This is a genomic window from Thalassospira sp. HF15 (assembly GCF_011806525.1).
GTDB lineage: Bacteria > Pseudomonadota > Alphaproteobacteria > Rhodospirillales > Thalassospiraceae > Thalassospira.
Window position 1 is genome coordinate 440,610 of sequence record NZ_JAAVKI010000004.1, and the last position, 14,089, is coordinate 454,698.

General features: G+C 53.8%; 14 protein-coding genes. 7 read left to right on the forward strand and 7 right to left on the reverse strand.

The window, feature by feature from the left end; genetic code table 11:
• Positions 1–40 precede the first annotated feature (40 nt).
• Positions 41–664 (forward strand): bifunctional 2-polyprenyl-6-hydroxyphenol methylase/3-demethylubiquinol 3-O-methyltransferase UbiG, encoded by a 624-nt coding sequence (locus HED22_RS11510; protein ID WP_167722234.1) that lies wholly within the window; start codon positions 41–43, stop codon positions 662–664.
• A gap of 123 nt (positions 665–787) precedes the next feature.
• Positions 788–1,345: a peroxiredoxin-like family protein gene (locus HED22_RS11515; protein WP_167722236.1), complete on the forward strand. Its 558-nt coding sequence runs from the start codon at positions 788–790 to the stop codon at positions 1,343–1,345.
• A 93-nt stretch (positions 1,346–1,438) separates the two neighbouring features.
• Here the strand turns inward: HED22_RS11515 and HED22_RS11520 are convergent, their stop codons facing one another.
• Complete coding sequence (locus HED22_RS11520; protein ID WP_167722238.1) at positions 1,439–2,077, reverse strand: glutathione S-transferase family protein; 639 nt, start codon at positions 2,075–2,077, stop codon at positions 1,439–1,441.
• Positions 2,078–2,348: 271 nt separating this feature from the next.
• Between HED22_RS11520 and HED22_RS11525 the strand changes: the two genes are divergently transcribed.
• Positions 2,349–3,602, forward strand: a complete 1,254-nt coding sequence (locus HED22_RS11525; RefSeq protein ID WP_167722241.1) for a DUF2235 domain-containing protein — start codon at positions 2,349–2,351, stop codon at positions 3,600–3,602.
• Here the strand turns inward: HED22_RS11525 and HED22_RS11530 are convergent.
• From HED22_RS11530 to cyoA, 5 genes are all read right to left on the reverse strand, one after another.
• Entirely contained in the window at positions 3,599–4,378 is a 780-nt protein-coding gene (locus tag HED22_RS11530) for an SURF1 family protein (protein WP_254869973.1), read from the reverse strand. The two genes, HED22_RS11525 and HED22_RS11530, sit on opposite strands and share 4 nt — an antisense overlap.
• Positions 4,379–4,472: 94 nt before the next feature.
• Positions 4,473–4,853, reverse strand: coding sequence for a cytochrome o ubiquinol oxidase subunit IV (locus HED22_RS11535; RefSeq protein WP_167722243.1), 381 nt, complete (start codon positions 4,851–4,853; stop codon positions 4,473–4,475).
• A complete protein-coding gene (cyoC, locus tag HED22_RS11540; protein ID WP_167722245.1) occupies positions 4,850–5,470 on the reverse strand; it encodes a cytochrome o ubiquinol oxidase subunit III in 621 nt (206 codons plus the stop codon). Before cyoC ends, HED22_RS11535 begins: the two co-directional genes overlap by 4 nt.
• Positions 5,471–5,480: 10 nt before the next feature.
• Positions 5,481–7,490 carry a cytochrome o ubiquinol oxidase subunit I gene (cyoB, locus tag HED22_RS11545; protein WP_167722247.1) on the reverse strand — a complete coding sequence of 670 codons (2,010 nt, stop codon included), beginning with the start codon at positions 7,488–7,490 and terminating at the stop codon, positions 5,481–5,483.
• 90 nt (positions 7,491–7,580) lie between these two features.
• Positions 7,581–8,711 (reverse strand): ubiquinol oxidase subunit II, encoded by a 1,131-nt coding sequence (gene cyoA, locus HED22_RS11550; RefSeq protein ID WP_217701880.1) that lies wholly within the window; start codon positions 8,709–8,711, stop codon positions 7,581–7,583.
• Positions 8,712–9,162: 451 nt separating this feature from the next.
• Between cyoA and HED22_RS11555 the strand changes: the two genes are divergently transcribed.
• Entirely contained in the window at positions 9,163–10,503 is a 1,341-nt protein-coding gene (locus tag HED22_RS11555) for an MFS transporter (RefSeq protein ID WP_167722250.1), read from the forward strand.
• Between the two features lie 111 nt (positions 10,504–10,614).
• Here HED22_RS11555 and HED22_RS11560 read toward each other — a convergent pair whose 3' ends face one another.
• A complete protein-coding gene (locus tag HED22_RS11560) occupies positions 10,615–11,307 on the reverse strand; it encodes a glutathione S-transferase family protein (RefSeq protein WP_167722252.1) in 693 nt (230 codons plus the stop codon).
• Between the two features lie 153 nt (positions 11,308–11,460).
• Between HED22_RS11560 and HED22_RS11565 the strand changes: the two genes are divergently transcribed.
• From HED22_RS11565 to HED22_RS11575, 3 genes are all read left to right on the forward strand, one after another.
• Positions 11,461–12,159 carry a glutathione binding-like protein gene (locus HED22_RS11565; protein WP_167722254.1) on the forward strand — a complete coding sequence of 233 codons (699 nt, stop codon included), beginning with the start codon at positions 11,461–11,463 and terminating at the stop codon, positions 12,157–12,159.
• 178 nt (positions 12,160–12,337) lie between these two features.
• Positions 12,338–13,546, forward strand: a complete 1,209-nt coding sequence (locus HED22_RS11570) for a carboxylesterase (RefSeq protein ID WP_167722256.1) — start codon at positions 12,338–12,340, stop codon at positions 13,544–13,546.
• Positions 13,547–13,564: 18 nt separating this feature from the next.
• Positions 13,565–14,080 carry a TspO/MBR family protein gene (locus HED22_RS11575; RefSeq protein WP_167722259.1) on the forward strand — a complete coding sequence of 172 codons (516 nt, stop codon included), beginning with the start codon at positions 13,565–13,567 and terminating at the stop codon, positions 14,078–14,080.
• The last annotated feature ends 9 nt before the right edge of the window (positions 14,081–14,089 follow it).

Below are 14,089 nucleotides of genomic sequence, written 5' to 3' on the forward strand. Positions count from 1 at the left end.
AATCAATGCCTGCAAACCAATTACAAAAGCCGGACACATAATGAAACGCAACGACACGTTCTGGGACTCTGTCGCCGACAAATACGCCCGCAAGCCAATCGGCAATGAAGCGGCATATGCGCAAACCCTTGATCGCACCCGCGCGTATCTTTCGACAGATCAAAATGTTCTTGAAATCGGGTGTGGTACGGGGACGACCGCACTGAAACTAGCATCCAATATCGGTCAACTCACCGCGACCGATATTTCCCGGCGCATGATCGAAATTGCCCAAGGCAAAACCAAAGACCAGGCGATCCGCAATGTCACATTTGCAAAGAAGACGATTGATGACATTGCCACCGGCACAGAGCGCTATGACGTTGTGCTCGGCTTTAACATCCTGCATTTGCTTGATGAGCCCGAAGACGCCATTGCGTCCCTGCATAAAAGCCTAAAGCCCGGCGGCTTGTTCATTAGCAAGACGCCGTGTCTGGGCGAGAAGCTTTCCTACCTCAAACCCCTGATCTGGGTTATGCAGAAACTTGGCAAGGCACCACACGTGCATTTTTTGAACTTCGCACGTCTCGAAGACATGATCCGTGCTGCCGGATTTGAGGTGATCGAAACCGGCACCTATCCGACCAGCACCGGATCGCGGTTCATCGTCGCCAAGCGGGTTTAATAATAGTTCCGGCTACAAGCCTTGCCATCACAGTTCGGTGATGCTGGTGCTTTGTTGTTGATTTATGGAATGATCATTCCATAATGCAATCCAACACCCCCGACCCAAGTCATGAGGAACGAAATGTCTGCAATTACCCCGCTTATGCCGCGCCAGAAGGTGCCATCCCTTTCCGTCCCGCTTGTTGGTGGCGGTGCATGGTCGCTTGCCGATCAAAGCCCGGAAAACTTCACCATGGTCGTTTTCTATCGCGGCCTGCATTGCCCGATCTGTGGCAAGTACCTCAAAGACCTCGACACCAAGCTTGAAGACTTTGCCAAGCGTGGCGTGAATGTTGTTGTGGTTTCGTCTGACGGCGAAGATCGCGCGACCGAAGCCAAGGCAAAATGGGGCCTTGAGAATGTTGATCTGGCTTATGGCCTTGATCTTGATAACGCCCGCGAATGGGGTCTTTATATCTCGACCTCGAACGGTGTTACCTCAAGCGGTTATGAAGAACCGTCCGTTTTCTCCGAACCCGGACTGTTTCTGGTCCGCCCGGATGGCACGCTTTATTTCGGCACGGTTCAGACCATGCCATTCGCCCGCCCGGCCTTTGACCAGATCCTTGGCGCGCTTGATTTTGTGATTGCCAAAAACTATCCGGCACGCGGCGAAGTGATTGATCATACCAATCCCTGACCGCCCGGCAGTACGCCGATAAAACAACAAAGGGCCGGTTCCAAAAGCGCAGGAACCGGCCCTTTTATTCTTCATACAATTACTTTGATGCGATCAACCCGCCATCGCGGCGGCAAAATGCGGTGCATCGAGTTCCTGCGCACGCTGATAGGCCGGGCGCGCATCAATGCGGGCAATATAGGCATCAAACACCGGATCTTTTGGCAGAATACCAAACATGCAGCCAAACCGGATTGTCGATCCCATCACAACATCAACGGTCGTGAAATCCTGCCCCAGCAACCACGGGTCAGCTTTGCCAACCACATCAAGCAAAATGGGCACCAACGTCTCCCAGTCGCGGTAGGAATTCTGGCTGCTGTCTTCGGCCTCATACTGGCGTACACGGTCGATAAGGGCTGGCTCGATTGTGGACGGCGAAAAGAACAACCATCGCAGATACTCAGCACGTTTCGGATCATCAAACGTGGGCGCCAATCCGGCCTCCGGATACAAGTCAGCAAGATAACAGCAAATCGCTGCGGCCTCTGTCACGACCGTATCACCATGTACGATGGTTGGTACTTTGCCGAGTGGATTGAGTGCCAGAAATTCCGGCGTTTGCCCCGCCCCAGCGCGAATGTCGAGAAGTTTGACATCAAACGGAATACCCAGTTCCTGCAACATCCAATGCACCGTGCCGCTCCGCGATGGCACCGCATGATAAAAGGTCAAGTTTCGGTCTGATGGCATTTAAAAGGCTCCTCGGTTTGCGCGTGTCTTTATGTGCGATATGCGAAGGCAATTTCCCCTTGTTTCCCAACAATGTAAATCGCACGCCCCACAGGTTCCTGACAGCAGTATGGCAGGAGTCAGTCAGCCGTCCACCCGGACCGCATTTGAACCGGCAGCACCTCGCTACATTCGATATCCCTTAATAAAATCACCTTTGAGTTGTATAGTGACCCAGAAACTAGAATCAAAAAGGATCAGCGGGCTTCACATCACACACAGGGGACTTCAGATGAGCAAACGCAGACTGATCGTATTTTTCGACGGCACCTGGCAGGAGCCGGCCAACACGCCCCAACCGACCAATGTCGTCAAACTTCTGCGCGCCGTCCCCAGCAGCTCCGGGGATACCTCCCAGATCGTGTTCTATGACCGTGGTGTTGGCACCGGCAATCTGTTGGACAAAGTACGCGGCGGTGCTTTTGGCAACGGATTGCTTGAAAACGTCGTCGATGGGTATCGGTTTCTTGGCAACAACTATCAGCCCGGCGACGAGATCTTTATCTTTGGCTTTTCGCGTGGCGCCTTTACCGCCCGCAGTCTGGCCGGACTGATCGGTCTTTGCGGCATTTTAAAACCACCCTATCTTGGCCATACCCTTCAGGACGATATTGCGAAAATTGCCAGTTCCGACTTATCGACAGAGGCAAAACGCACCAAGATTTCGACCCTTGATATCGATGCTTATCAGGACGTGCCCATTGAATGCGTTGGCGTCTGGGATACGGTCGGATCGCTTGGCATTCCGGGCGATCTTGGCCGCCGCCTGATCCCGGCCAAATATCATTTCCATGATGTTCAGCTTGGCTCGAACGTCCGGGTTGCCCTGCATGCCATGGCGATTGATGAGAAACGCAGTGCCTTTTCGCCGACCTTGTGGGTCAAGAAGAAGGGCACCAAATTGCCAGACAAGCAGATCGTCGAACAGGTCTGGTTTCCCGGCGTGCACAGCAATATCGGCGGATCTTATGATGATTGCGGCCTGTCTGACATCACGCTCGACTGGATGATCAAACGGGTCAAGAAACACACCAAGCTCAAGATTGATGAGGCGGGCCTGAAAACCAAACTGACGCCATCGGTCGAAGGACGCGGTTATGAAAGCCGCACAAAGTTATATTTCTTGTCTCACCTATATCCCTACCAGCGGCTGATCAGTCAGATCGTCCCGGAAGAGAAAACCTATCTCGATAAACTCCGCCTGAAATGCCCAAAATTTGACTGCCGCAACATCATACCCGAGGGTCTTGAGACGATCAACGAAGCCATCCATGTCAGTGCCCTGGAACGCTGGAACATCAGCACGGGGGTGCTGCATGACAATTCGGCCGAAGGGTCACTCGAACGCGTTCTTTATCGTCCCCCTAATCTTAACGCTGTGCTTCGGGCGCACTATGTGGGCAAACACACACCCAACATCATCAATTGGAGCGGGGCCAACATGCGCAAAGACATTCCGTGGCCCGAACAATCGGAGTTGGATTAGTCGTCGCTGTCCGATTTCTTGCGCGGGCGCAAAACAATCCAGGCAGCCACAAGTGTCAGCAACGCCATGCCAAACCATGTCAGGGCATAGACAAGATGGTTGTTGGGGAAACGAATTTTGGTCAGGCCGCCAAGCGGCAGCTTGGCCGGGTTTTCCGCGCTATCACCATCAATGAAATATGGGGCGACATTTGTCGCATCAAGGCCACGCTTGGTCGCCATCGCATGCACGTCACGTGAATACCAGCGTTCCTCAGCAGGCACATTATCGCGCATGAAGGTGCCAACTGGCTCGTTGATCCGAAGCAGGCCGGTCACTTTGACGTCACCATCGACCATGCCTTCGGGGCGCGTATCCGGGTCGCGCTTTTCGGTCGGGACGAAACCACGATTGATCATGACAATCGTCCCGTCACCCCGCATCAGTGGTGTCAGAACCCAATAGCCCGCGCCGTAATCGGTTGCGGTATAGACCTGCGTTTCAAGATCGTTGCGATAGGTGCCGATCACCGTGACCTTACGGTATTCATCGCGTGCACGCGTCACATTTTCCCAGTCATCACGCGCCGGGGCTGCCACCGCGTCACCATGCACACGCGCATCGACCCGTTCGATCAGGTCAAGCTTCCAGGCCCGTCGTTCGACCTGCCAATAGCCAAGGGCACAGAACCCGGAAAACAGAATGGCCGCCAGCATCAGGACAACGATCCTGGTTCTCGTTGACGGGCCTTTTTTCGCGCTATCGGATTCAGCAGCAGAAACATGATTGTCGGGCATGCCGGGTTCTTTCATAGCTCGTAACAGGCTGGTTAAACAAAAAGGGCGCGATCCCCATACAGGTATCGCGCCCCCTTCAAATATCAAGCAGTCCCTAGCCGAAGCTCGGGATCATGTCGTGATCCATCTGCGGCATCATGTTGGTGTTGAGGTGATACATCACCCACATCGAACCGGCGATGGCAATCGCCACGATCACAAGGGTAAAGATCAAGGCCAGCATGTTCCAGCCACCTTCGGATTTGGTGTTCATGTGCAGGAAATAGACCATGTGAACAATGATCTGGATCACGCCAAGACCCATAACCCAAAGGGCGGTCGCAACCTTGCTGTCAAGAACACCGTCCATTACCAGCCAGAACGGGATCGCGGTCAGAATGACCGACAGGACGAACCCGATCACATAGCTCTTATAGGTGCCATGCGAGGCCCCGCCATCATGATGGTCATCATGTGCGTGAGAATGTGCGCTCATCCCAGAACTCCCAGCAGATAAACAACGGAGAAGACACCGATCCAGATCACGTCAAGGAAGTGCCAGAACATCGACAGGCACATCAGACGGCGCTTGTTCTCGACGATCAGACCGCGCTGGGCGACCTGAACCATCAGGGTGACAAGCCAGATGATGCCAAACGTCACGTGCAGACCGTGGGTTGCCACCAGCGTATAGAACGCAGAAAGGAAACCACTGCGCATCGGCGTCGCACCAAGGCTCCAGAGGTGATGGAACTCATAAAGCTCCAGCCCCACGAACGCGATGCCGAACAGACCGGTGATCGCCAGCCAAAGCTGCGTGCCGGCAATACTGCCCTTTTCCATCGACAGCATGGCAAAGCCATAGGTGATGGACGAGAACAGCAGCATGGACGTGTTGATCGCCACCAGTTCAAGATCAAACAGGTCAGCCGGTGCAGGACCAGCTGCGTAGTTCTGACCAAGAACGGCATAGGTTGCAAACAGGATCGCAAAGATGAGGCAATCGCTCATCAAATAGATCCAGAAGCCGAGCATCGTACCCGTTTCCGGGTGATGCTCTTCTTTCAGATAAAAGACCGGCGCTTCGGTCTGAGAGGCAGTTGTATTCGCCATTGTCATTCCCTTACGCCTGCTGTTTTGCCAGAAGGGCGGTACGTTCTTCTTCGGTCTTCACAACTTCGGATGCCGGGATGTGATAATCGCGGTCATAGTTGAAGGTGTGGGCAATTGACCCGGCGATCAGCACGATGAAGCTTGCCGCAACAAGCCACCAGATGTGCCAGACGAGGGCAAAGCCAAGAACGAGCGAGATCGCAGCCAGGATAAAGCCAGCGCCGGTATTTTTCGGCATGTGGATATCCATGAAGCCCGACGTCGGACGGACGAAACCACGTTTCTTCATGTCATCCCAGGCGTCCAGTTCATGAACGACCGGGGTGAAGGCGAAGTTGTATGCCGGAGGCGGCGACGACGTCGACCATTCCAGCGTACGACCACCCCACGGGTCACCGGTTTCATCACGTAGTTTGTCGCGTTTGATCACTGCAACAACAATCGACATGATGAAAGAACCGATACCACCGGCAATCAGAAGCGCACCAAAGGCCGCGATGATGAACCAGATCTGTAGCGACGGATCGTCAAACTGGCTCATACGGCGGGTGACGCCCATCAGACCGAGGACATAAAGCGGCATGAAGGCAAAGTAGAAACCAATGGTCCACAGCCAGAAGGACATCTTGCCCCAGAACTCGTCCAGCTTGAAACCGAACGCTTTCGGGAACCAGTAGACAATCCCGGCAAACATCCCGAAGACGACACCACCGATAATCACGTTATGGAAGTGGGCAATCAGGAACAGGCTGTTGTGCAAGACAAAATCGGCCGGCGGAACAGCAAGCATCACGCCCGACATGCCACCAATCACGAAGGTCAGCATGAAACCGATGGTCCAAAGCATCGGCACATCATATTTGATGCGGCCCTTGTACATGGTGAACAGCCAGTTGAAGACCTTGGCACCTGTCGGGATCGAGATGATCATCGTCGTGATGCCAAAGAAGGCGTTCACACTTGCACCCGACCCCATGGTGAAGAAGTGGTGCAGCCAGACGATGTAGGACAGGATGGTAATAACCACGGTGGCGTATACCATCGAGCTGTAGCCAAACAGACGCTTGCGGCAGAAGGTCGACACAACTTCGGAAAACACACCAAACGCCGGCAGGATCAGGATGTACACCTCGGGGTGGCCCCAGATCCAGATCAGGTTAATGTACATCATGGCGTTACCGCCAAGATCGTTGGTGAAGAAGTTGGTGCCTGCATAACGGTCAAGACCAAGCAGAACCAGAACAGCGGTCAGAACCGGGAAGGCTGCAACAATCAGGATGTTGGTGCAAAGCGCGGTCCAGGTAAAGACCGGCATCTTCATCATGGACATGCCCGGTGCACGCATCTTGACGATGGTCACAATCAGGTTCACACCCGACAGCAACGTACCGACACCGGCAATCTGCAAGGCCCAGATATAGTAATCAACCCCGACCCCCGGACTGTAGACAATGTCAGACAGCGGCGGATAGGCCAGCCAACCGGTCATTGCGAACTCGCCGACAAACAGCGACGCCATGATCAGTGCGGCACCACAGGTGGTCATCCAGAAGCTGAAATTGTTCAGGAACGGGAAGGCAACGTCGCGTGCACCAATCTGAAGCGGCACAACGAAGTTCATCAGACCGGTCACCAGCGGCATCGCAACGAAGAAGATCATGATCACGCCATGGGCGGTGAAGATCTGATCATAGTGGTGCGGCGGAAGGAAACCCTCGGCACCATTAAACGCTATGGCTTGCTGGGCGCGCATCATCAGAGCATCGGCAAAGCCACGCAGCAGCATGATGATTGCCAGAATGATATACATGATGCCGATCTTTTTGTGATCGATCGACGTGATCCACTCGCGCCAGAGGTATCCCCACAGACGGAAGTAGGAAAGACCACCGACGACGGCGATGCCACCCACAACCACACCCAGGAACGTCACAAGAATGATCGGATCATGGAGAAACGGGAATGAGTCGAGGGACAGCCGGCCAAATATAAAATGTAAAAGGTCCGGATTGGAGAACATCGGATTACTCTTCTTTCAACTGCAGAATGGCACCGCAACCGATGCCAGAACTGCGAAGGGCCGGTTGGCATTCACCAACCGACACTGCATTTAAAACCCTGCCGAAACACCAACGGGTGCGACGCTCATGGCTGATGATTCCTGTACGTTGTCAAACAACGGAAGGTTTGCGATTTCGCTAGAAAATCCACCATCTGGAGCCGTACACAACGTTGCGACGAAGGATTTGCTATCAGGCAATGGCTGAGAGCCGCGCATCTGCGGGACGTCATACGTCAAAGACATGACGTTATAGATCCCGGCCAGACCGCCGCCGCCATTCTGGTCGATATACATCATCTCGTTCATGCACATCTTGGACTGATCGACGCACATATTGAGAATGGCCTGATAAAGCTCCGGATCGACCGAGCTGTAATACTGGACCGGTTCCTTGATGCTGGGTTTCTCCAGTTCAAGATATTGCGGTCGACCAAGGAAAGTCTCATCGGACTTTACGTCTTCAACCCAGGCATCAAAGCCGTCCTGGCTCAGACCATGGAACTTGAAGCGCATATGAGAGAAGCCCTCACCGCTATAGTTCCCGGAGAACCCGTCAAAAACGCCCTCTTCGTTGATCACGGCATGGAGTTTGGTTTCCATCCCCGCCATCGAATAGATCTGCCCCGCAAGGGCCGGAATGAAGAAGGAATTCATGATCCCCGAAGAGGTAATCCTGAATTCGATCGGCGTATCGACTGGCGCTGCAAGCTCGTTGATCGTTGCAATGCCCTGTTCCGGATACAGGAACAGCCATTTCCAATCGAGGGAAACAACTTCGATCACCATGTGCTCTGCATCTTTGGCGAGCGGACGTTCTGCATCGATGCGGTCAAGCGGACGATAAGGGTCAAGCGTATGCGTCGTGACCCAGGTGATCGCACCAAGGGCAATAATGATCACCAGCGGAGCCGCCCAAATGACGACTTCAAGCTTGGTGGAATGGTGCCATTCGGGATCGTACTCGGCATCCTTGTTGCCCTGCCGGTATTTCCAGGCAAAGAACACAGTTAGTGCCATCACCGGAACGATGATCAGCAGCATCAGAATGGTCGAAACGATAATAAGGTCGGACTGCTGGGACGCGATATCACCGGATGGGTCGATCACAACAAGGTTGCAACCGGCCAGAAGCGGCAATATCGAAGCTACAGCGGCGCCACGTACAAATCTTGAAAGCATGTGCTTCATACTTCCTCAGTCTCTGGAAGATGTTCTCAATGACAACCATATGCCAATGAGCCGCATAAGCGGTCCGTCAAAGACCGCTACGCGTCGTACCCCGCCGCAACCGCATATAGGAATTCTAATTCCAAACATCCACGGAGAAGGCACAAAGAAAGCAATTTTTTTTCAAAAAAATGCCGGATCGGAAAGTTGGCGAGATTGCTATAGCTGCATCGCAGCAATGTCAAGGTACGCGCGGCGCATAGCAGGGTCGTAATGACAATTATCATTCCAATGTAAACCGGACGTTGTGCGGTGCATCACAATAATTGACACTGACGTTTGAAATTCACATGTCTATACTTAGACTCGGTCCAAAGTCGTATCGTTCAGCGATCCGAATTTGTGATCCAATCAAAAGCAGTTAGGACCAAAAAGGTCCGACCAGTGAATTAGGGAGAACGGCGTGACCCAAACGACAGAACACTACGCGACCGCCACCTCGTCGGGTTTGGAACGCGATGCGCGGCATCACAATGCCGACGCCACCAATGATCCGGGACAGATCGCGCTTGGCGTGATTATTGGCCGGACATCCGAGTTTTTCGACTTCTTCGTTTATTGCATCGCATCGGTACTGGTCTTCCCGCAATTGCTGTTTCCCGGTGAAACCGCACTCATGGGCACCATGTATTCCTTTGCCATCTTCTCTCTGGCCTTTATCGCGCGCCCTGTCGGCTCACTCGTCTTTATGACGGTTGATCGGCAGTATGGACGCGGCGTGAAACTGACAATCGCCATGTTCCTGCTTGGCGGGTCCACGGCAGCCATGGCGTTTTTGCCAAGCTTTGCATCTTCTGGCGTGATTGCAATTTATCTTCTCTGCGCCTTCCGCTTCCTGCAGGGTCTTGCATGGGGTGGCGCTTGGGACGGGCTTGCATCGCTTCTGGCGCTTAATGCACCAGACAACCGCAAGGGCTGGTATGCGATGATCCCGCAGTTGGGTGCACCACTAGGTTTCATGCTGGCATCTTCGCTGTTTGCCTTCCTGCTGCTGACCCTTCACCCCGATGACTTCTTGAGCTTTGGCTGGCGCTATGCGTTCTTTGTCGCCTTTGCAATCAATGTCGTCGCGCTGTTTGCCCGTTTGCGTCTGGTGGCAACGTCAGAGTTCGGTCATCTGCTTGACCAGAACGAACTTGAAGCAGCCCGTGTGATTGACACGCTGAAACATAACGGCCGTACCGTTGTGCTCGGCGCTCTGGTGCCGATGGTCAGTTATGCCCTGTTCCATCTGGTCACTGTCTTCGCACTGACCTGGGTCTTCCTTTATGCCGACGGTAATCCGGGTCAGTTCCTTCTGACCCAGGGTGTCGGTGCGGTGCTCTGTGCCTTTGGCATCATTGCATCGGGCTTTATCGCCGATCAGCTCGGCCGTCGCCGCTTGCTGGGCTACAGTGCCGGGATCATCCTGCTTGGGGCGGTTCTGACACCGCTTCTGTATACCTATAACATCATCAATGAGGGCATGATTGTTCTGGGTGGCTTTGCGGTTCTTGGCCTGTGCTTTGGTCAGGCGGCCGGAACGCTTGCCTCAAACTTCAAGCGCGAATACCGCTATACCGGATCGGCCCTGACCTCTGACCTTGCATGGTTGCTGGGCGCTGGGTTCGCACCGCTGATCGCACTTTATCTCTGTGACAAGTTCGGTCTGCCCGGTGTGGGTGCCTATCTTCTGTCAGGTGCGGTTGTCACGCTTCTGGTGCTGCAATTCAACAAGCAGTTCGGCGCCAAAACCACGGATTGATTGCCCTCTAAAACAAACCTCTAAACGCAAAACACCCCGACCGGATTGGTCGGGGTGTTTTTTGTTTTCCAAAGTTTGGCCCAGAGGATATCCAAGCAAACTTTTGAAGACCTATGAATAGTTCGACGGGAACATGGCGCGTTTTGCTTCTTCGTCCATTTCGGTTTTGAACGTGTGATCCTTGCCAACTTCGCGCGCGCTGATGGCGGCCGGCAGGCGATTGATCTCATCAAACCAGCGCTTGATGTTTGGATACTTGTCCCAGATGTCCGGGTTCTTGTGGACAAATGGCGCCTTGTCGATCCAGCCCCAGGCAGAGATATCGACAATCGTCAGGTCATCGCCAACGATAAATTCGCGCCCTTCGAGGTGATCTTCAAGCACCTGATAGTGACGCGCGATCTCGTTGCGATAGCGATTTACGCCATAGTCGTTACCCTCGGGCGCGACATGCTGGAAATGCACGGCCTGCCCGGAAAACGGCCCAAGACCGGTGGCAATGAACATCAGCCAGGACAGAAATTCACCGCGGTCTTCCGGCTTGCCAAGGAACTTGCCGGATTTTTCGGCGAGATAAAGCAGGATCGCGTTTGAATCAAACACCCGCACTTCCTTGCCACCCGGGCCATCAGTATCGACAATCGCCGGAACCTTGCCATTCGGGTTAATCGCACGAAAGGCCGGGTCATGCTGCTGACCTTTACGGGTATCAACCGGCAAAACCTCATAGGGCAGCCCGGATGCCTCAAGCATCATCGAGATTTTCTGAGGGTTCGGCGTCGGATGATAATAGAAGCGGATCATTTTGGGTCTCCTTGCAGGAACTTGCCTTTACACAATGGCGTGACCTGCTCTTGCATTTTGGAACGATCGTTTTAAATTGACCGATAACGTCCCGATTGGCAAGCTTTGATTATCGAAATTGCCACACGAATGCTTTGAAGGAGCCCATGGTTCATGATTGATCTTTATTACTGGCCGACACCCAACGGCCACAAAATCACGCTCTTCCTTGAAGAAGCCGGGCTGGAATACAAGATCGTGCCGGTCAATATCGGCGCGGGTGATCAGTTCAAACCGGAATTTCTCGCCTTCTCGCCCAACAACCGCATGCCCGCCATCATTGATCATGATCCGGCAGATGGCGGCGAGGCGATCACGGTGTTTGAGTCCGGTGCTATCTTGCAATATCTCGCTGAGAAAACCGGAAAGTTCCTGCCAACCGGTGTGCGCGAACGCAAGACAGTGATGGAATGGCTGTTCTGGCAGATGGGCGGACTTGGCCCGATGGCAGGTCAGAACCATCATTTCAGTGCCTATGCGCCGGAAAAGATACCGTATGCCATCACCCGTTATGTTAACGAGACCAACCGCCTTTATGGTGTTTTGAACAAGCGCCTTGAAGGCCGCAAATTCATTGCCGGTGATGACTACACCATTGCCGATATGGCGTGCTATCCATGGATTGTCAGCCATGAAAAACAACAGCAGGACCTTAATGATTTCCCGAACCTCAAACGCTGGTTTGAAACCATCAAGGCCCGCCCGGCGACGGTTGCGGCCTACAAGGCCGGCGAAGAGCTCAGCAAATGGCAAATGAGTGAAGAGGACAAGAAAGTCCTGTTTGGCCAGACGGCCAAAACCACCAAGGCCTGAAACAAACCACACCGCCCTGCGTTGATATGATGCAGGGCGGCTTTTGTTTGCAGATCCTGAAACAGGCAACAGTGATCTGTCGGGATGAAGTTCGACGTATATTTTCAAACAGTTGCGCGAAATGCTGTCGCCACTGCCTGACGACCAACCACGCAACGGGGATCAGATGCGTCGATTTATGAGCCCATCGAACATTGTAAGAGATTGCCTGACCAGCATGGCCTGCACTGCCCGAAATATCCTTGTTGTTCTGATCCCGTCCATCGCCATCGCATCCTGCGCCTTCCCGCCAGAAAGCGAACTTTATCAGCAGTCGCCTGATATCCCGCCCTACAAACAGGACAGTTTTGACGAATATGTTGCGCAAACCCGTGACTGGGTTGCCAAACATCGCGTCTTTATCACCGATGACCGCGAAACCGAACTGGCGCGCAATATTCCGTTTGAACTGGGCCGAACAACACCGGACGGCAAAGCCCCGACACGCGGCGTCCTGTTTGTCCATGGTCTGGGCGCAAGCCCGTGGTATTTTCATGATATCGCCAACGAAATGGCACAGAACGGCTGGTTGGCCCGTTCGATGCTGCTGCCCGGTCACGGCACCCGCCCGGCCGATCTGAGCATCCCGAGTTATACCGACTGGACTGCGGCGGTTGCCCATCAGGTTGCCCTTTTGGAGCGCGAAGTTGATGAAGTCTGGCTTGGCGGTTTTTCGACCGGTGGCAACCTTGTCACCAGCTATGCTGCAGAACATTCGGAAATCTCCGGGTTACTGCTGTTTTCGCCTGGCATCTACCCCGATAACGGCCTGCTGTTCCTGACCCCGGTGATCAAGTATCTCTGGGACTGGATTGATGTTGATCCCGAAGACAATGCCATCAACTACCAGTCGCTTTCATCCAAGGCGTCCGAGCTTTATTACCGGACCGTCAAGGATGTTCAGGATCACCTCGATGCAAAACCGTTTGATAGACCGGTGGTCCTGACCATGAGCGCCGATGACAGTGTACTGGCCCCGGTTGAGACGCTGCGCGCCTTTGAGGACCGCTTTACCAACCCCAAATCGCGCTTTGTCTGGTATGATGACGCCAAGGCGCCAAGCAATGATGACCGGGTGGCAACGCTCAACAGCAACCTGCCCGAACAACAGATCAGTACCTTTTCACATCTGAGCGTGCTGTTTTCGCCCGACAACCCGTATTATGGCGTGAAAGGCAGCTTTGTTTTTGTTGAAAACGGTCAGGAAGACATCGCACTGCCCGATGATCTATCGACCATCTGGCGCAGCAGTTGGGGGTATACCGAGCCGGGCAAATATCATGGCCGCCTGACCTGGAACCCTTATTTCGACACGTTGATCGACACCATAGGCGAAGTCACCAACTGACGAGGATCGGGTACCATCATGACCAACAGCACGCAGGAAACCCTGAACCCGCGCCCCAATCATCGCACGCGGGTATTTGCCCTGATTGCATTCATGGTGCTGTGCCTGATCATTTCCGCTTCCGGCGGGGCGGTGACCGCAACCAGCGTCAATGACTGGTACGCAAACCTGCAAAAGCCGTTCTTTAACCCGCCCGACTGGCTGTTCGCCCCGGTTTGGACGGCGATCTATTTCATGATTGCCTTCAGTGGCTGGCGGGTTTGGCTAACCAACGGGTTTGCACGGACCAAGATGGCCTTTGGCATTTATGGCGCGCAATTGCTGCTTAATCTTACGTGGTCATTCCTGTTCTTTGGCGCACAGTCGCCGTTGCTGGGTCTTATTGACATCATCCCCCTATTTGTCCTGATCGTGATCAACACGATTGTTTTCTTCCGGCTGGATCGCCTTGCCGGATTGCTGTTGCTGCCATATGTGGCTTGGGTCGGCTTTGCTACCCTTCTGAATGCGGCCATCTGGCATCTGAACGGCTAAGATCATCCC